The following is an 18,586-nucleotide window of genomic DNA, read 5'->3' as shown; positions in this document are numbered from 1 at the left end:
GCGTTGGATCATGTCGACATGGCCCATGCGGATGCTGCGCGGATTGATGTGTGCCGTCGCCGCATGGGTGCCATCGTCGGCTACGGCGGCCGAGATCGACATTTCCAAGTTCAGCAGCAATCTCGATCTGGCGTCGCTTGGCGACGCCGATCTTGCGGCCCGCTCGATCAGCATGCTGCGCATCGGCAAGGTCGAGCTGACTTCCGGGCGCATCGTCGCCAGCGATCCGCTCGTCGGGCCTGATCGCCCGGCGCTCACTCGCACCGTTTCCCCCGGTGATTATCCCGTCACTCTCTATCAGGCTTTCGGCCGCATCGCCGCAGCCAGCATGCGCTTTGCCGAGGGCAGGCCGGTGCGCTGGGAACTGGCGGTAATCCCCGGCCAGGATATCAATTCGCTGAAGAATGACGAATTCTTCGGCTATCCGGTCGATGCCGGTCTCGGCTGCTATATGGATGCCGACACCTATGCGCTGATCCAGGAACGCGAAAAGCAGATCCAGCTGGAGAAGGCGTCGTCCGACGTCAATTATTATGATGATGTTCTCGCGTCCGAACTGAGCGCCAACAGCGACAGCTACGTCATGCATCGGCCGGTATCCGGTAAGCGCGGCAACGTCGCCATTTTCTGGAGCGGCTGGGGCGACGGTTTCTATCCGGTCTTCTGGGGGCTCGATGCCCGCGGCCGGCCGCTCGTTCTGTTTACCGATTTCGGCGTGACTGAAAATGCCGATGGCCGGCATGAGCCGGAAGGGGAATGACCATGCCGGCTGAGAACATGATGGCACGGCTGGCCTCGATGCCCTTGATAACATTCGCCTGTGTGGTTGCTCCCGTCTCTGTCCATGCGGAAGAATGCGTGCAGGAAAAGGCCGTCTACGTCGATATGGACAATGCCTATGAGTTGCGGTTCGAGCCGATGGGCTCGGAATCATCGGTCAGCAACAGGTTCAAGCTCGCCGTGCGCAATACCACCATCGTGGCCGAAGGCATCGTGATGCGCAGTGACGATCGGCTGCGCGCCGATGGCCGGATCATGTTCGAATGCCCCGAGGGCGATGTCACCGGCGCGGATCTCCGGGCCTGTACCGTCTGGCAGGGCATGGTTTACGCCTCCGATCTGAAGGGCCATATCCGGGCATTGCCGGCGGAAGGCGAGAGCGCTGCAGACCGGCTGTTCCTGCCGGCACTTGGTCCTTCGATCCAGAAGTCGTCCCTCTGGGGCAAGGGCAAGGCGACTGTCGCGCCCTGGGATGTCCTTAGTCTGAAAGGATGCAATCAATGACCGACGATACACCTGTGCTTCTCGTGACCGGCGGCAGCCGCGGCATCGGCGCTGCGGTTTGTCTGGCAGCCGCTCAGCATGGCTGGGCCGTGGCGGTCAATTATGCGTCCAACAAGGATGCGGTCGAGGCTGTGGTGGCAACGATCCGCGAGGCCGGCGGTGAGGCGATTGCAATCGCCGCCGATGTCGGCAAGCCCGAGGATATCAAAGCCATGTTTGCCAAAGTCGACGCGCATTTCGGCCGCATCGACGGACTCGTCAACAATGCCGGCATCGTCGACACCATCCAGCGCCTGGACGAGATGACGCCGGAGCGGCTCGACCGCATGTTCCGCATCAACATCACCGGCTCGATGCTGGCGGCCGCCGAAGCCGTGCGCCGCATGTCGACCCGGCATGGCGGCAAGGGTGGCGTGATCGTCAATCTCTCCTCCATGGCGGCAACGCTTGGCGGCGGCGGGCAATATGTCGACTATGCCGCCTCCAAGGGCGCGATCGATACGTTCACGGTGGGGCTCGCGCGCGAGGTGGCGGCGGAAGGCATCCGCGTCAATGCAGTGCGGCCGGGCATCATCGATACCGATATCCATGCAGCTGCCGGCCTGCCGGATCGGGCGCGCGATATCGCGCCGCAACTGCCGATGAAACGGGCGGGAACGGCCGATGAGGTTGCCGACGCCATCCTCTATCTCTTGAGCCCGCACGCATCCTATATAACGGGTGCCGTGCTCGATGTGAGCGGTGGCCGCTGATCAGAACGGATGGATGACATGCAGTATATTCTCGAATTTCTCGGCCTGATGGCGGTGTTCTCGATCTTCATCGTCGTTCCGGGCGCCGATTTCGCCGTGATCCTGCGCCAGAGCATCGTGCATGGCCGCCGCGCCGCCATGATGACGGGGCTCGGCATGGGCTTCTCCCTGCTCTTCCACATCAGCTACACCATTCTTGGCCTTGGCTTGATCGTGTCGCAGTCGCTTGTCCTGTTCAGCCTGATCAAATGGGCCGGCGTTCTCTATCTCGTCTATCTCGGCTTCAAGTCCTTCCGCCAATCCGGCTTTCAGGTGAAGGATGTCGAGATCACCGAGGAAGACCGCAAGCCCGTTTCGGTCTGGCGCTGCCTGGCGACGGGCTTCATCACCAATGCGCTGAACCCGAAGCCGGTGCTGTTCTTCCTGTCGCTGTTTTCGACGCTCGTCCATCACGATACGCCGGCGCTCATCCAATTCAGCTACGGCATCGGCATGGCAACGGCGCTGGTCGCCTGGTTTGCCGGCGTTTCCACCTTCTTCACCGTCAAGCCGGTCCGCGATCGCTTCATCGCATCGGGCAAATGGTTCAACCGCATCACCGGAGCGGCGCTCGTCGGCTTCGGCATCCGCCTCGCCTTGGCACGGGCGACCGACTAAAACAGATACAAAACAAGGAAATTAAAAAATGTCCTACGATGTGATCATTATCGGAACCGGCCCCGGCGGCTATGTCTGCGCAGTCAAGGCAGCGCAGCTCGGCCTGAAGGTCGCGGTCGTCGAAAAGCGCGCGACCTATGGCGGCACCTGCCTCAATGTCGGTTGCATTCCGTCCAAGGCGCTGCTGCACGCTTCCGAAGTGTTCCATCATGCCGGCCATGGCATGGATGCCCTCGGCGTCGAAGTCGCCGCACCGAAGCTCAATCTTGAAAAGATGCTGGCGCACAAGGATGCGACCGTGAAGTCGAACGTCGACGGCGTCGCCTTCCTGTTCAAGAAGAACAAGATCGATGCCTTCCAGGGCACCGGCAAGATCGTTTCGGCCGGCAAGGTTTCCGTCACGGCTGACGACGGCAAGGTCACCGAGATCGAAGGCAAGAATATCGTCATCGCCACCGGCTCCGACGTCGCCGGCATCCCGGGCGTGCCGCTCGAGATCGACGAGAAGGTCATCATCTCGTCGACCGGCGGCATCGCGCTCGACAAGGTTCCGGGCAAGATGATCGTGGTCGGCGGCGGCGTCATCGGCCTTGAGCTCGGTTCGGTCTGGTCCCGTCTCGGCGCCAAGGTCACCGTCGTCGAATATCTCGACACCATCCTCGGCGGCATGGACGGCGAAGTCTCCAAGCAGTTCCAGCGCATGCTCGCCAAGCAGGGTATCGAATTCCATCTCGGCGCCAAGGTCGTCGGAGTCGAAAAAACCGGCAACGGCGCGAAGGTCACCTTTGAACCGGTCAAGGGCGGCGACAAGGTCGTGCTCGATGCCGATGTCGTTCTCGTCGCCACCGGCCGCAAGCCGTACACGGCAGGCCTCGGCCTCGAGGAAGCCGGTGTGGCGCTCGACAATCGCGGCCGCGTCGAGATCGATGGCCACTTCAAGACCAACGTCGCCGGCATCTATGCCATCGGCGACGTCGTGAAGGGGCCGATGCTGGCACATAAGGCGGAAGACGAGGGCGTTGCGCTTGCCGAGATCCTCGCCGGCCAGGCCGGCCATGTGAACTATGACGTCATTCCGAGCGTCGTCTACACGCAGCCGGAAGTCGCCTCCGTCGGCAAGACCGAGGAAGAGCTGAAGGCCGCGGGCATCGCCTACAAGGTCGGCAAGTTCCCGTTCTCGGCAAACGGCCGCGCCCGTGCCATGCTGGCGACGGACGGTTTCGTCAAGATCCTCGCCGACAAGGAAACGGATCGCGTTCTCGGCGGTCATATCGTCGGCTTCGGCGCCGGCGAAATGATCCACGAGATCGCCGTGCTGATGGAATTCGGCGGTTCGTCGGAGGACCTCGGGCGCACCTGCCACGCGCATCCCACCATGTCGGAAGCCGTCAAGGAAGCCGCGCTCGCGACCTTCTTCAAACCGATCCATATGTAAGATCGGACGATCCCGGCGCGACAAGCGCCGGGATTGCAATGCTTGCCTGATGATGCGATGTACAGAGCTCCCGTGCATCGCATCATCCAATCGTTCTCACCGACAAAGCAAGCATGTCACGTCAAAACCCAGCCGCTTACCCATCCCTGAAACTTTTCGTTGCGACGGCGCTTGCATTCCTCGTTACCGTTGCGGCACCTGTGCATGCCGAATCGCTGGCCGCGGGCTGGCCTCAGGCGGTCAGCGATCTGCCGGTGGAGCAAGGAATCCGCTTCGGGACTTTGCCGAACGGCATGCGCTTTGCCGTCATGCACAATGCGACACCGGCCGGCCAGGTGGCGATCCGCTTCCGTATCGGCGCCGGTTCGCTGCAGGAGCGCGACGATCAGCAGGGTCTGGCGCATTTCCTCGAGCATATGGCCTTCAAGGGCTCGACCCATGTTCCTGAAGGCGAGATGGTGCGCACCCTCCAGCGCCTGGGTTTGGCTTTCGGCGCGGATACGAACGCTTCCACAAGCTACGGCGAAACCGTTTATGCGCTGGATCTTCCCGAAGCCAATCCGGAGACGGTCTCGACCGGATTGATGCTGATGCGGGAGACGGCCAGCAAGTTGACGCTCGATGCCGGCGCCTTCGACCGCGAGCGGGGAGTGATTCTCTCGGAAGAGAAACTGCGCGACACGCCGCAATATCGTGGCGGCACCGGTTTGCTTGCTCAGCTGCTGCCAGGGCAGCGTGTGCCGCAGCGCCCGCCCGTCGGCAAGACCGATATCATCCGCAATGCTCCGGTCGATCTCGTCCGAGACTTTTACCGCAGCTATTATCGCCCGGATCGCGCCACGCTGATCGTCGTCGGCGATATCGATGCCGCCGCCATCGAAGCCGATATCCGCAACCGGTTCGGCAATTGGGCCGCCGCCAGCGCGGCGCCCGCCGACCCTGACCTCGGTACTCTCCAAAGCTATGGAAAGCGGGTCGGCACAGTCGTCGTGCCTGGCGGTGCGACCCGCGTGCAACTTGCCTGGACGCGGCCCTATGATGCCTCGCCGGATATGGTCGCCAAGCGCCGCGCGCAGCTGGTGGAGGATATCGGCCTTGCCGTTCTCAACCAGCGTCTATCCCTTCTGGCGCAGCAGCCCAATCCGCCCTTCGTTAGCGCGCAGGCCGGTGCGCAGGACTTCTTCAAATCGGCCCATGTCGCGATGATTGCCGCCGATAGCGATCCCACCAAGTGGCAGCTTGCCCTGGCAGCTATCGATCAGGAGCAGCGCCGTCTTGCGCAGTTCGGTGCCGACCAAAGCGAGATCGATCGGGAAATTGCCGAATATCGCTCCACGCTGCAGGCTGCAGCGAGCGGAGCTGCGACGCGCACCAGCCCGGATATCGCCGGATCGCTTGCCTGGAGCGTCGGCGAGAACCTGGTTTTCACCTCACCTGCCGACGATCTCACGCTGTTCGATGCCGCGATGAAGGGGCTGAGCGCCAGCGAAGTCAATCAAACTCTTCAGCGCGTTTTCTCCGGCAACGGTCCGCAGCTCGTGCTGCAAATCCCGCAAATGCCCGAGGGTGGCAATACCGCCGTCGAGAAGGCCTATGCCGAGTCGCGCGCCGTTGCGGTCACCGCGCCGGAACAGGCGGCCGCGGTCGCATGGCCCTATACTAATTTTGGGCAGTCTGGGACCGTCGTCGAACGGCGGTCGGTCGACGATCTCGGCATTATCATGGTTCGCTTTGCCAATGGCGTCCGCCTGACCGTAAAGCCGACCAAGTACCGTCTCGACGAAGTTCTGGTGCGGGCCAATATCGGCCACGGCCGGCTGGATCTGCCGCGGGACCGTCCGTTGCCGATCTGGGCGGCGCCGGCGCTGCCGCTGTCCGGCCTGAAGGCCATCAGCTATGACGATATGCAGAAGGCTTTTGCCGAAAAGGTCGTCGGCAATGACTTTGCTATCCAGGATGCCACCTTCAAATTCGAGGGTGCCACGCGGCCGCGCGATCTGGCGGCGCAATTGCAGCTTCTGACGGCCTATGCTTCGGATCCGGCCTATCGTCCGGACGTCTTCAAGCGGGTGCAGCAGGCCTATCTGAACAGTCTCGATCAGCTTCAGGCGACGCCGGGCAGCGTGGTCGGCCGCGAATTGCCCGGTCTCCTGCATTCCGGCGATCCGCGCTGGGTATTCCCGAACCGGTCGCAACTGCTCGATGCCAAGCCGGAAGATTTCGAGACGCTTCTGCAGCCGCTCCTTTCCAAGGGACCGATCGAGGTCATCATCGCCGGCGACGTCGAGGTCGACGATGCCATTCGCATGACGGCCGAGACCTTCGGCGCGCTGCCGCCGCGCAGCGACGCACAAGGCCAGGTGGATGGCGCCGATGTGCATTTTCCCGCACCGACCACGGAGCCGGTCATCCGGCTTCACGACGGTCGAAGCGACAATGCCGGCGCAGCCGTCGCCATGCCGATCGGCGATTTTCTCTCGGATCTGCCGAGAGCCGCGGCCGCCAATGTGACCGGGGCGATCCTGCAGAATCGCCTGATCGACCAGTTCCGCCTCGCCGAGGGAGCAACCTATAGTCCGCAAAGCGAGGTCGATCTGTCGAGGTCGATTCCGGGCTATGGCTTCGCCTACGCCTATGTCGAGACGACGCCGGCCAAGCTGGATCACTTCTTCGATCTAGTGGACAAGATCGCCGGCGATCTGCGCAGCGGAGATGTCTCGCCGGATGAGCTGACGCGCGCGAAGGCTCCGATCATCGAGGAGGTCAAACGGTCGCAACAGACCAACAGCTACTGGCTTCAAAGCCTGCAGAACGCCCAGACGGATCCGCGTCGCCTCGAACGGATTCGCAGCGGCATCGGCGGTTACCAGGCTGTAACAGCACAGGACGTTCGCGCCATCGCGACCACCTATCTGAAGCCGGCAACCTCCTGGCGGATGAAGATATTGCCGGCCGGTGGATCGGCGGTGCGTTAGTCCATTATCTGCCCGCCAAATTGCCGCAGTCGGCATTTGCCGATCGGGTCGCATCGCAATGTGTGGTAGCCTTCAGACGTCGAATAAAGACGGATGAAACCATGTCCGCAAGGCCTCTGATGGTGAAGCCCCTTATGCCGCATCCCGCATTGCCGGATGCCGATTGGGCTGACTGCTACGAACTGAAGATCCCGAACTCGGACCTGACGGCCATTGCTGCCGCCCGAACGATGCTCAGCCGCTTTCCATATTGGGTGCGGTTGCTGATACGAGTGCGCGATGTGGTAACGGGGTTGTTCGGCTTGAGATCCACCAGCGATCTTCGAGCAGAGGAGTTGGAAAAGATCGGCTTCTTTCCCGTCGTCAGCAAATCCGACAATCAGGTCGTGCTCGGGTTCGACGATCGGCATCTCGATTTTCGCGTCGTCATCGACGTGCGTGATGACGATCAGGGATGCCGGCTGATCGATGCCACGACGCTCGTCCGGCGGAACATATTGCTTGGCCGGATCTATCTCGCCATCATCACGCCATTCCACCGGCTGATCGTCGCGACGACGCTTGCCAATTTGGGTAAGCGGATGCAAGCGGTCAGTTCGCAGCCGTCACTGTAAAGCCCTGCTTGCGCAGCAGCGCAACGAGCCCTTGGTCGCCGACGAGGTGCAGTGCGCCGACGGCCATGAAGGCATTACCCTTGTCGAGAACCGGCGCGGCGCGTTCGGCCATCACCTTGTTGCGATCGAGGATGATGCGCTGCTCGAAGGCGGCGGTATCGTCGTCCGTGATCTTCTGGTCCGGTTCGATCACCTTCAGCATCGGGATCATCGCGCCGATATTGCCGGCGAGATAAAGGCCGGTCATGGTTTCGTTGACGTCGTTGATCTTGTTGCCCATTTCGAGCGTCTGCATCAGCGACTTCAGATGCAGCGCGATCGGCAGATCGCTCATGGCCTTGGCCTGCTCGGCCAGCGTTTCGAGGCCCACGACCTTCTTACCCTCGGCGGCGGCATCGCCGGCGAGCTTCTGGTCGAGAAACTTTGCACCAGCTGCCTTGCGGCGGACCTCGCAGCCGGTCATTTCGAAGGAGCTCGAGATCAGCCAGGGCTGCATGCGCGAGACGGCGGCGAGCGTCAGGCCGCGCTCCTTCAGACCGGCTTCGAGCCGGGTATTGTCTTCAGGCGACAGATGCTCGCTGATCGTCGATCCGTCGGTCAGCATCGTCAGGGAAGGATTGGAAAAAAGCGCAAGGGCCGCCTTCTTGTCATCCAGGATCTCGTCGGATTCGACGATGATCGTATCGGCTCCCGCAGCAGCGTCGGCTGCACCTTTCGGCATGGTGAGCACGCGGGAATCCGAGACATGCATGGTGCCGAGCAGCCATGACGGCTTCAGGCCGGGCTTTTCGATCTTCCAGAAGATGCCCTTGCCATTCTCCACCTTGTCGCCGGCGGCGATGATGGAGGCATATTTGGCTGGATCGGTCTTTTGAAGTTCGGCCATGAGATCCTTGCCGCCGCAGCTATCGGAGATTGCGCCTTCCGCATGCGCCTGCTGCAGCGTCAGCATCGTCGCGATCAGCAGGATCGCCAGCATCAACGGAATAGCCGTGGCAAGCCAAAGTAGGATATCGCCGAGTGCCGGTTTCGTCGACCGCATCGTCCTGGATCCGAGGGCAGAAATCATCAAAATCTTCCGTTCGCAGAGGCGTGATCCCTAACGCTCGAAAGCGGCTTTCGGGAGGCATGCCGAGACATGGTTCTGCTTTATGCGCACGAGACGGAGATTTCCTTAACGCAAGGAGTTAATCTTTTCTTACACGTGCGAACAGGCCTTACGCGCGAGGATGAGCGCGGTCGTAGACCTCGAGCAGGCGTGAGGAATCGACGCCTGTATAGACCTGCGTCGTCGAGAGGCTCGCATGGCCGAGCAGTTCCTGGATCGTGCGCAGGTCGCCGCCGCCGGCGAGCAGATGGGTGGCGAAGGAATGGCGCAGGGCATGCGGCGTCGCCGTATCCGGCAGGCCGAAGGCGCTGCGCAATTTCTGCATGCCGTGCTGGATGATGCCCGGCTGCAGCTTGCCGCCGCGCGCACCGCGAAAGAGCGGGCCGTCCGCGTCGAGATGATACGGGCAAATCGCCCGGTAGTGGCCGACCGCTTCGACAACGATCGGCAGCAACGGCACCAGCCGGGTCTTGTTGCCCTTGCCGGTGATGCGCAGCGAGGTTGCGCCCGGCGGAAAATCCTGCGGCTTCAGACCCAGTGCTTCGGAAATGCGCAGGCCGCAGCCATAAAGCAGGGTCAGCACCGCCGCATCGCGCGCGGCGATCCATGGTTCCTCGTGCAGCTGCGCCTCATCGCTGACGACGGTGATCGCCTGCTTGTCGGAGAGCGGCTTGGGAAGTGATTTCGGCTGCTTCGGCGAACGCACGGCGGCAGCACCGGCGGCGTTGACCAAACCCTTCTTTTCGAGGTAGCGCAACAACGAACGAACCCCGGCAAGATTGCGCCCGAGCGAACGCGCGCCGGCTCCATCTTTTCGGCGCGCGGCAAGAAAGGCGCGGAAGTCGGCGGGGCGCAGGTCGCGAATATCGGCGATCGTCGCCGGACCGCCGAGATGGCCGGTGAGAAACGTCAAAAACTGCCGCGTATCGCGCTCATAGGCATTCAACGTGTGAGCCGCGAGCCGTCGTTCCCGGCCGAGCGCGTCGAGCCAGCGGCCGCGCTCCGCCATCAACCCTGGGTCGGCGATGATCAACAACTCGTTCAGTGGAAAACCCCTTGAAATTCGGATTCCTTCTGCCACTTTGAAGGAAGGAAGGTTATGGAATCGCTAACTTTCCCGCTGCTTCCGGCGCGTTTTCCTTTCGTGCTACGGGGATGCAGCTCGACTTCAATGAAACTGCATATGGTCGATTCCGAATCTCGGATGGTTCGCCTTCCATATGCGAGGCGCTTGTCATGCTTCGATCATATTCGATTGCGATAGAATATTTCCCAACCATTCAGGACACTTCATGGCACGCCGCGGGTCGATAACTGCACTGGGACAGATTGCAGAAGCAATCGCTTTGGTGTCCCAGGGTCAGCCCGGGCATATTGTCGATACTCTGATCGCAGAGCGCGGGCAAAAAATCGTGCGCAATCCGCTTTGGCCGTTCATGCGCCCGTTTCTCTACACGCTGCTGCGCTACAACAAGGCGATCGAATTCGCCGATGATGTCGCCAAGCTTTCGGGCTTCCAGTGCTTCGAATATATGAGCGACTTGCTGCGGCTCGATATCGGCGTGACCCATGCCGACCGCATTCCCGCTTCGGGCGGTTTCATCCTCGTCAGCAATCACCCCACAGGCATTGCCGATGGCGTCGCTGTCTTCGATCTTCTGAAATCGCGCCGGCCCGATATGATGATCTTTGCCAATCGCGATGCGGTACGCGTCAACCCGCGCTTTGCCGAGATGATCATCCCTGTGGAGTGGCGCGAGGAATATAAGAGCAAGCCGAAGACGCGCGAGACGCTGCAGCTGACCAACCGTGCCGTGGCGGAGGGCAAGGTCACCGTGCTCTTCCCATCCGGCCGTATCGCCTATTGGGCGAACGGCAAGCTGAATGAGCGGCCGTGGAAGACCTCGGCCGTGGGTCTGGCGCGGAAATACAATCTGCCGATCCTGCCCGTGCATCTGACGGCGCGCAATTCCGGCCTGTTCTACTGGTTCGCCAAATGGTCGACAGAGCTGCGCGACATGACCGTCTTCCACGAGCTGCTCAACAAGCGCGGCGACCGGTTCGATTTCCTTGTCGGCAATCTCATCCCCGTCGAGCATCTGGACGGCGACGTCAACGAGGTGACGAAGGCGCTGGAGAAGCATACGGTCTTCGATCTTGCAGCGGATGGAAACGCAACCTTCTCGCCGCTTGTGCCCCCAAAGCAGGATGAACCCCTGGTTTCGCATTCTCTTTGACAGGGGAATCGGCTAAACCGCGTGGCATGCAGCTACGCTCCATGTTTGCCCGGAATTATCGTTCCCTGCGCTCGATCCGCATGGATCTTTCCGATGTCAATCTGTTCATCGGCGAGAACGGGGTGGGCAAGTCCAATCTCTATCGTTCGCTGCAGCTCGTGCAGGCGGCGGTTCGTGGCCGGCTGGCGCATGAAATCTCCAGCGAAGGCGGGATGTTCTCGGCCATGTGGTCGGGCAAGCGGCGTTCGCATGAGTCCCCTCGTATCCGCTTCGATATCGAGCTGCTCGACATGGAACGGGCGGCGACGTTCCGTTACTGGATCGAAGCGGGCATGCGGCCGCCCTGCGCCTCCGCCGGCTTTCCGCTGGAGCCGCAGGTCAAGGCCGAGGAGCTTTCGGTCGAGACCGGGCGGCGGCCGGTGACGATGATGAAGCGCGACGGGCCAGGCATTTCCGTGCGCGGCGTGAGCGGCCGCATGCAGCCGCATCCCGAGAACGCCCTGACTTCCGAAACGGCGGTCGCGTTGCTGGGTGATGCCGGTCATTTTCCCGAGGTCGGCACGTTCCGGCGCGCCGTTGACGCCTGGCGATTCTACCACGGCTTCCGCACAGATCGCGGCTCGCCACTGCGTGCGCCTTGCCTTGCCGTGACGTCTCCCATGCTGGATGAGGATGGCGCCAATATCGCCGCCGTTTTCGCAACCCTCGTCCATACGCGCGAGGATACTGTCGAGCTGGACCGGGTTCTTGCCGCAGCGCTCGGAGGGGCGCGGCTCGTGGTGCCGGAGCCACAGGAAACGGCGGATTTCGGCCTGATGCTGCCCGAGTTTCCCAATCGCGTCTTCCAGCCGCGCGAGCTCTCCGATGGCCAGATCCGCTTCCTTGGTCTCGCCGCCGCCTTGATGTCCTACCGCCTGCCGCCGCTGATCGCGCTCAACGAGCCGGAGGCGAGCCTGCATCCCGACATGCTGGTGCCGCTTGCCGACATGATCGCTGAGGCCGCAAAGACGAGCCAGATCTGGATCGTTACCCATTCCGAACGTCTGGCCGAGGCCGTGCGCGAACGCTGCGGCGCGAAGCCGCGCCGGGTGATCCGCGAGGACGGCTCCACCTGGATCGACGGCATGAGGTCGACTGGCGAGATCGATGATGACGACGAGTAGCGGCAATCCGGGTTTTCTTTTTTGTCTGTCCGGGGCATGGTCTGGCGCAATGAGCAAAGATTCTTCCGATCTGTTCGGTGCGCTTTTCGAGGCGGCGCCCGCGAAGTCTATGATGAGCCGTACGGTTCCCGTTCTCGTGCCGATGCCGGCGCCGCGGGCCTATTCCTATGCCGTGCCCGAGGGATTGGCGGTGGAGCCGGGTTCGGTCGTGCAGGTGCCGCTCGGGCCGCGGCAGGTGATCGGCGTCGTCTGGGATGGCGAGGATGATGGCGGTGTCGATCCGAAGAAGCTTCGGCCGATCAGCCATGTGTTCGATTGCCCGCCGCTCGGCAAGCATATGCGCGATTTCATCGATTGGGTTGCCGCCTATACGCTGTCGCCGCCGGGGCTGGTGGCACGCATGGCGCTTCGAGCGCCGGCCGCCTTCGACCCCGAGCCGATGATCGAAGGCTTGCGCTTCATCGGCGGGCAGCCGGAGCGGCTGACGCCGGCTCGCGCCAAGGTGATGGAGATTGCCGCCGATGGATTGTCGTGGACACGCACCGGGCTCGCGCATGCGGCGGGTGTGTCCACCAGCGTTATTGATGGGCTGATCGCGCAGGGCATTTTCGAGACCATCTTCCTGCCGCCGCCGCCCGTCGTCGCCAAGCCCGATCCGGAATTCACCGCGTCGCGGCTGCAGGGGCCGCAGAAGGATGCGGCCGATGAGATCCTGGCCGATGTCCGCAAGGGCGAGTTCGCGGTTTCCCTGATCGACGGCGTTACCGGCTCCGGTAAGACGGAGGTCTATTTCGAGGCCATCGCCGAAACGCTGAGGCGTGGCAAGCAGGTGCTGATCCTGCTGCCGGAAATCGCGCTGACGGCAAGCTTTCTGGAGCGTTTTCAGGATCGCTTCGGCGCCAAGCCGGCCGAATGGCATTCCGATCTTGCGCCGCGCATGCGCGAGAAAGTCTGGCGCCAGGCGGTCACCGGCGAGGTGCGGGTCGTGGCTGGCGCGCGTTCGGCGCTCTTCCTGCCTTTCGAGGATCTCGGCCTCATCATCGTCGATGAAGAGCATGACCCTGCCTACAAGCAGGAGGATCGCGTCTATTATAATGCGCGCGATATGGCCGTGGTGCGCGGCCGCATCGGTGATTTTCCCGTGGTGCTGGTCTCGGCGACCCCATCAGTGGAAAGTCAGGTGAACGGCCAGAGCGGGCGCTACACGACAATCCACCTGCCGACGCGCTTTGGCGATGCGGCTCTTCCCGACCTGCATCTGATCGATATGCGCCGGCATGCGCCAGAGCGCGGGGGCTTCCTTTCGCCCGTGATGATCCGCGCGATCGGTAAGACGGTTGCCAAGGGCGAGCAGGCGCTGCTGTTCCTCAACAGGCGCGGGTATGCGCCGCTGACGCTCTGCCGCGTCTGCGGTCATCGCTTCCAGTGCCCGCAATGTTCGAGCTGGCTGGTGGAGCACCGCTTCCGCAACCAGATCCAGTGCCATCAATGCGGCTATGCCGAGCGCACGCCGGAGGCCTGCCCCGAATGCGGCACGCTCGACCATCTCGTTGCCTGCGGTCCGGGCGTCGAGCGTATCGCGGAAGAGGTGGAGCGGCATTTCCCCGAGGCGCGGACGATCGTGCTCTCCTCCGACATCATGGGCGGCGTCAAGCGGCTGAGACTGGAGCTCGACGCCATTGCCAAGGGCGAGGCTGATATCGTCATCGGTACGCAGCTCGTCGCCAAGGGACACAATTTCCCGCTGATGACGCTGGTCGGCATCGTCGATGCGGATCTTGGCCTGGCGAATGGCGATCCGCGCGCCGCCGAGCGGACGTTCCAGCTCCTGTCGCAGGTGACAGGACGCGCCGGGCGAACCGGCCTCAAGAGCCATGGTCTGCTGCAGACCTACCAGCCGCAACACCCGGTGATGCAGGCGATCGTCTCGGGCGATGCCAGCGCCTTTTACGAGCGGGAGATTTCGGAGCGGGAGAGGGCCATCTTGCCGCCCTTCGGCCGGCTCGCCTCGATCATCGTCTCGGCCGACACGAGGCAGGATGCCGAAACCCACGCCCGCGGCATGCGCAATGCGGCGCCGCAGGTTTCGGGTATTTCGGTGCTCGGTCCGGCAGAAGCGCCGATCGCGCTGGTGCGCGGCCGCCATCGCTTCCGACTGCTCGTGCACGGCCGGCGCAATTCCGACATGCAGGGTTTTCTGCGCGCGATGCTGGCGCAATCCCCAAAGGAGCGCGGCTCCGTGCAGGTGCAGCTCGATATCGATCCGCAAAGCTTTCTGTGAGGCTACCAATTCGGCTCGATTTTATCGTCTGGCGACTTCGAGACTGTTTGTTCCAACTCATGAGACAACTTTCGCAGGCCCTTCGGAATAGCGCCGAGTACGGGGTCTTCAAATCGAAGATGCGGCAGATAACGGCCTATCATGTCTGCGACCGCATGAGCCTGCGCTTCATCGCGGAGTTTCTTCAGTGGGTCACGATCTTCCCGGCGTGAAAGCCAAAGCTTGTGCAAGGCAAAACTTCTAGGATCGGGGCAGGTGTATTGTACGGGGTAGCCGCGTTCATCAAGGACAATGGCCGCCACCTTAGGGCTATTAACCAGCCATTGCAGGCCCTCTATTTCGACGGCAGCCAGATCATCCTCATTCTGACCAATACTGGCGGGTCTTGAATTGCTAATGGGATGCGATGGCATGGGGCCGATCAAATCGACAAGATATCCATCCTTATTTGCCGCGCGGAAACTCCGCTTACCAAGTGAATGAAACGATTTGTCGGCAGTGCGTAGGATACCCATCAACCCTTCCGCGCCGATATTCCTTCGCAAAAGATTGAGGTTTGTTCGCGCGTCGAAAAGCAGATCGATGTCGCCGGTTGCGAGAAGGCCGCTGTCGATCCTGATGCCGCCAAGTCTCTCATAGAGAAAAAGCGCATTCGTGCCGACAATATCCAGAGCGCTACCGATAAGATCGGCCCTATTGAGCGCCCGCAGAATACGCGCGGTTGTTAATGGCATTCTGCCAAGTCGCATAGCTCGATTGATGGCCGCCATTTCGTCGAGCTTGGTTGATAATGTGGCCAAGTGCTGCCGACGTTCGTTTCTTCCCTCATGAAATTGGTGGTAAGTTCGCTCAGTGTCGGAAGAGCGTGGGCCAAGTGATTTCCATGCGGTCTTTGCCTTGCGATAAAGGTAGTCGCGTCCGGAAACCGTTTTCCACGCCATGGCGCCTGCAAATCGATGGGACAACTCGGCATTTACGGCAAGCCACGCCTCGAACAGCTGCTCCGTATCGATGGTCTGCCTTATTTGATCGCTCTTTAATTCGCTGAAATAAAACAATTTATCCCTTTTGGAAAAATATCTTGCTAAAAGGGGATAAATTCTCCTCCGCAAAGAGGCGGCGTCAGCGGCAAATTATCCCCTTTCCTCAAGAATAACATAAAAAAAGGGATAATCTACGTATTTTCAAAACATTAACGCAGTTACGCATATCCTGCGACGAAGTGCTTTCATTCCGTATTCCCTCTTCCTGCGCTTCATGCCATATGTCGATCTCCTCCTGTGATTGATTTGATTTGGGCTGATTTGAGGGCGACCGATGGAGCTTTATTTTCCGACAGAATTCGGCGAGCGGCTTGCCTATTGTTCGGCTGCCGCCACGGCGCTGATCGGCCTCTTCCTGATGTTTGCGCCGGGTTACACCTACCGCTTCCTCAGGCTGCAGGTGAAGGAGGGCCGGTCGGAGGCCTATGCGGAGGCGCGCTCCGCCGGCGGCTTCATGGTTGGCTTCGGGCTGGTGGCGATCCTGCTTGCGCAGCCGATGATCTATCTCGCGCTCGGTGCTTCCTTCGGCGTCGCGGTGTTCGGTCGCATCCTGTCGCTGATGTCCGATCGGGGCAGTGTATTTTTGAGCCTTCTCCTTCTGGTTGTGCAGGCGATTCTTGCTGCGCTACCTTTTCTCTACGGTCTCGGCTACATTTGAGCTGAAAATGGCGCCGATGCGGGCTTTTTCGGCCGCGCTATCCCCATGCTTTTTGAATTTTGCCATCATAAATTCGCCCGAATGGCGTATTCGTCGATTACGCGTGTTGCGAGTCTCAATATCCTATGTTAGACGAACCCCGAATTTCGGATGAGGTGGGAGCGCACTCCTGCTGATTTCTGGGGGAAATCAAAACGAATTCAAGGACATATGGCTTCCGTCACCCGGAAGTTCGGTTCTTGGGTTGAAATCAGGGAATTTTGTGCCCGTGGCAGACACATCCCAGCATGTTTCTGGCGTTGCAGAACGATATGCCTCGTCGCTGTTCGAATTGGCCCTTGAAGAGGCTGCCGTACCGGCGGTGACCGCCGATCTCGATCGGTTCCAAGTCATGCTCGATGAAAGCGACGATCTGAAGCGCTTCGTCCTCAGCCCGGTCTTTTCGGCTGAAGAGCAGGTCGGCGCGATCGAGGCGCTGGCAAAGAAGGTCGGCTTTGGTGCCTATGTCACCAATTTTCTGAAGCTTGTGGCCAGCAACCGGCGCCTTTTTGCGCTGCCGGGCATGATCAAGGCTTTCCGCATCATCGCCGCCCAGCATCGCGGCGAGATTTCCGCCGAGGTCACCTCGGCCCATGCGCTGACCCCGGCGCAGGAAGATGAATTGAAGGCGGCGCTGAAGGGCGTCACCGGCAAGGACGTGACGATTGCCGTCACCGTCGATCCGTCGATCCTTGGCGGCCTGATCGTCAAGGTCGGTTCGCGTCAGATCGATACGTCCCTTCGCACCAAACTCTCCACCCTTAAGCTTGCATTGAAAGAGGTCGGCTGATGGATATCCGCGCCGCGGAAATTTCCGCAATTCTGAAAGATCAGATCAAAAACTTCGGCAAGGAAGCTGAAGTCTCCGAAGTCGGCCAGGTTCTCTCTGTCGGTGACGGTATCGCCCGCGTCTACGGTCTGGACAATGTTCAGGCCGGCGAAATGGTCGAATTCCCCGGCGGTATCCGCGGCATGGCGCTGAACCTCGAGGCCGACAATGTCGGCGTGGTTATCTTCGGCTCCGACCGTGACATCAAGGAAGGCGACACCGTCAAGCGCACCGGCGCGATCGTTGATGTTCCGGTCGGTCCGGAACTTCTCGGCCGCGTTGTCGACGCGCTCGGCAACCCGATCGACGGCAAGGGCCCGATCAATGCGACCCGCCGTTCGCGCGTCGACGTCAAGGCTCCGGGCATCATTCCGCGCAAGTCGGTTCATGAGCCGATGTCGACCGGCCTCAAGGCCATCGACGCTCTGATCCCGGTTGGCCGCGGCCAGCGCGAGCTCGTCATCGGTGACCGTCAGACCGGCAAGACCGCCATCATCCTCGACACGATCCTGAACCAGAAGTCCATTCAGGATAACGGTCCGGACAGCGAAAAGCTCTTCTGCGTCTACGTCGCCGTCGGCCAGAAGCGTTCGACTGTTGCGCAGTTCGTCAAGGTTCTCGAAGAGCGCGGCGCTCTGAAGTACTCGATCATCGTTGCGGCGACCGCTTCCGATCCGGCTCCGATGCAGTTCCTGGCTCCGTTCGCCGGCTGCGCCATGGGCGAATACTTCCGTGACAACGCCCAGCACGCCCTGATCGGTTATGACGACCTCTCCAAGCAGGCCGTTGCCTACCGTCAGATGTCGCTGCTGCTGCGCCGCCCGCCGGGCCGCGAAGCTTATCCGGGCGATGTTTTCTACCTGCACTCGCGCCTCCTCGAGCGCGCTGCAAAGATGAACGACGAGAAGGGCGCTGGTTCGCTCACCGCTCTCCCGGTCATCGAAACGCAGGGCAACGACGTTTCGGCCTTCATTCCGACCAACGTGATCTCGATCACCGACGGCCAGATCTTCCTTGAAACCGACCTGTTCTATCAGGGTATCCGCCCGGCCGTTAACGTCGGTCTCTCGGTTTCGCGCGTCGGCTCGTCCGCTCAGATCAAGGCGATGAAGCAGGTTGCCGGCTCGATCAAGGGTGAACTCGCCCAGTATCGTGAAATGGCCGCCTTCGCCCAGTTCGGTTCGGACCTCGATGCGGCGACGCAGCGCCTGCTGAACCGTGGTGCTCGCCTGACCGAACTCCTGAAGCAGCCGCAGTTCTCGCCGCTGAAGACGGAAGAGCAGGTTGCGGTGATCTTCGCCGGCGTCAATGGCTACCTCGACAAGCTGCCTGTTGCTCAGGTCGGTAAGTTCGAGCAGGGCCTGCTGTCGTACCTCCGCTCGGAAGGCAAGGACATCCTCGACACCATCCGTACCGAAAAGGCCATCAGCGACGCGACGAAGGGCAAGCTCACCGCTGCTCTCGACAGCTTCGCCAAGTCTTTCGCGTAATCGGGCCAAGCTCTAGGACGG

At 61.3% G+C, this 18,586-nt stretch carries 16 protein-coding genes; 13 read left to right on the top strand and 3 right to left on the bottom strand.

Going from position 1 to position 18,586, the window contains the following annotated elements; translation table 11 throughout:
- Window positions 1-10: 10 nt before the first annotated feature.
- The 7 genes from DQ393_RS08750 to DQ393_RS08720 all read left to right on the top strand — a co-directional run bounded on the left by DQ393_RS08750 (window position 11) and on the right by DQ393_RS08720 (window position 7,717).
- On the top strand, window positions 11-760 hold the full coding sequence (locus DQ393_RS08750) for a DUF4241 domain-containing protein (RefSeq protein ID WP_112341359.1): 750 nt from the start codon (window positions 11-13) through the stop codon (window positions 758-760).
- Between the two features lie 2 nt (window positions 761-762).
- Window positions 763-1,284 carry a hypothetical protein gene (locus tag DQ393_RS08745; RefSeq protein ID WP_432421996.1) on the top strand — a complete coding sequence of 174 codons (522 nt, stop codon included), beginning with the start codon at window positions 763-765 and terminating at the stop codon, window positions 1,282-1,284.
- Window positions 1,281-2,036 carry an SDR family oxidoreductase gene (locus DQ393_RS08740; RefSeq protein WP_112341358.1) on the top strand — a complete coding sequence of 252 codons (756 nt, stop codon included), beginning with the start codon at window positions 1,281-1,283 and terminating at the stop codon, window positions 2,034-2,036. Before DQ393_RS08745 ends, DQ393_RS08740 begins: the two co-directional genes overlap by 4 nt.
- Before the next feature lie 18 nt (window positions 2,037-2,054).
- Complete coding sequence (locus tag DQ393_RS08735; protein WP_112341357.1) at window positions 2,055-2,693, top strand: LysE family translocator; 639 nt, start codon at window positions 2,055-2,057, stop codon at window positions 2,691-2,693.
- Between the two features lie 28 nt (window positions 2,694-2,721).
- Window positions 2,722-4,128, top strand: coding sequence for a dihydrolipoyl dehydrogenase (gene lpdA / locus DQ393_RS08730; protein WP_112341356.1), 1,407 nt, complete (start codon window positions 2,722-2,724; stop codon window positions 4,126-4,128).
- 113 nt (window positions 4,129-4,241) lie between these two features.
- Window positions 4,242-7,103 (top strand): M16 family metallopeptidase, encoded by a 2,862-nt coding sequence (locus DQ393_RS08725; RefSeq protein WP_112341355.1) that lies wholly within the window; start codon window positions 4,242-4,244, stop codon window positions 7,101-7,103.
- A 101-nt stretch (window positions 7,104-7,204) separates the two neighbouring features.
- Window positions 7,205-7,717, top strand: coding sequence for a DUF2867 domain-containing protein (locus tag DQ393_RS08720; RefSeq protein ID WP_169645136.1), 513 nt, complete (start codon window positions 7,205-7,207; stop codon window positions 7,715-7,717).
- Here the strand turns inward: DQ393_RS08720 and DQ393_RS08715 are convergent.
- A complete protein-coding gene (locus DQ393_RS08715) occupies window positions 7,695-8,786 on the bottom strand; it encodes a TraB/GumN family protein (protein ID WP_112341354.1) in 1,092 nt (363 codons plus the stop codon). The genes DQ393_RS08720 and DQ393_RS08715 overlap by 23 nt on opposite strands.
- 148 nt (window positions 8,787-8,934) lie before the next feature.
- Window positions 8,935-9,870, bottom strand: coding sequence for a tyrosine recombinase XerC (locus DQ393_RS08710; protein WP_112341716.1), 936 nt, complete (start codon window positions 9,868-9,870; stop codon window positions 8,935-8,937).
- A gap of 247 nt (window positions 9,871-10,117) precedes the next feature.
- On the opposite strand from DQ393_RS08710, the gene DQ393_RS08705 reads away from it, so the two are divergent.
- The 3 genes from DQ393_RS08705 to DQ393_RS08695 are packed head-to-tail and all read left to right on the top strand — an operon-like array spanning window position 10,118 to window position 14,506.
- On the top strand, window positions 10,118-11,062 hold the full coding sequence (locus DQ393_RS08705; RefSeq protein WP_112341353.1) for a GNAT family N-acetyltransferase: 945 nt from the start codon (window positions 10,118-10,120) through the stop codon (window positions 11,060-11,062).
- 26 nt (window positions 11,063-11,088) lie between these two features.
- Entirely contained in the window at window positions 11,089-12,225 is a 1,137-nt protein-coding gene (locus DQ393_RS08700) for an AAA family ATPase (protein WP_112341352.1), read from the top strand.
- Window positions 12,226-12,274: 49 nt separating this feature from the next.
- Window positions 12,275-14,506 (top strand): primosomal protein N', encoded by a 2,232-nt coding sequence (locus tag DQ393_RS08695; protein WP_112341715.1) that lies wholly within the window; start codon window positions 12,275-12,277, stop codon window positions 14,504-14,506.
- Between the two features lie 2 nt (window positions 14,507-14,508).
- Here DQ393_RS08695 and DQ393_RS08690 read toward each other — a convergent pair whose 3' ends face one another.
- A complete protein-coding gene (locus DQ393_RS08690; RefSeq protein ID WP_112341714.1) occupies window positions 14,509-15,564 on the bottom strand; it encodes a nucleotidyltransferase family protein in 1,056 nt (351 codons plus the stop codon).
- 259 nt (window positions 15,565-15,823) lie between these two features.
- Between DQ393_RS08690 and DQ393_RS08685 the strand changes: the two genes are divergently transcribed.
- From DQ393_RS08685 to atpA, 3 genes are all read left to right on the top strand, one after another.
- Window positions 15,824-16,207: a DUF4345 domain-containing protein gene (locus tag DQ393_RS08685; protein ID WP_112341351.1), complete on the top strand. Its 384-nt coding sequence runs from the start codon at window positions 15,824-15,826 to the stop codon at window positions 16,205-16,207.
- A gap of 262 nt (window positions 16,208-16,469) precedes the next feature.
- Window positions 16,470-17,036 (top strand): F0F1 ATP synthase subunit delta, encoded by a 567-nt coding sequence (locus tag DQ393_RS08680; RefSeq protein ID WP_112341350.1) that lies wholly within the window; start codon window positions 16,470-16,472, stop codon window positions 17,034-17,036.
- Window positions 17,036-18,565 (top strand): F0F1 ATP synthase subunit alpha, encoded by a 1,530-nt coding sequence (atpA, locus tag DQ393_RS08675; RefSeq protein WP_069613405.1) that lies wholly within the window; start codon window positions 17,036-17,038, stop codon window positions 18,563-18,565. The genes DQ393_RS08680 and atpA overlap by 1 nt, the downstream gene beginning before the upstream one ends.
- Window positions 18,566-18,586 lie beyond the last annotated feature (21 nt).

It is taken from the genome of Martinezella tropici (assembly GCF_003287875.1).
In the GTDB taxonomy this organism is placed as follows: Bacteria; Pseudomonadota; Alphaproteobacteria; order Rhizobiales; family Rhizobiaceae; genus Rhizobium; species Rhizobium tropici_C.
This window is presented reverse-complemented; position numbering and strand designations above follow the sequence as displayed.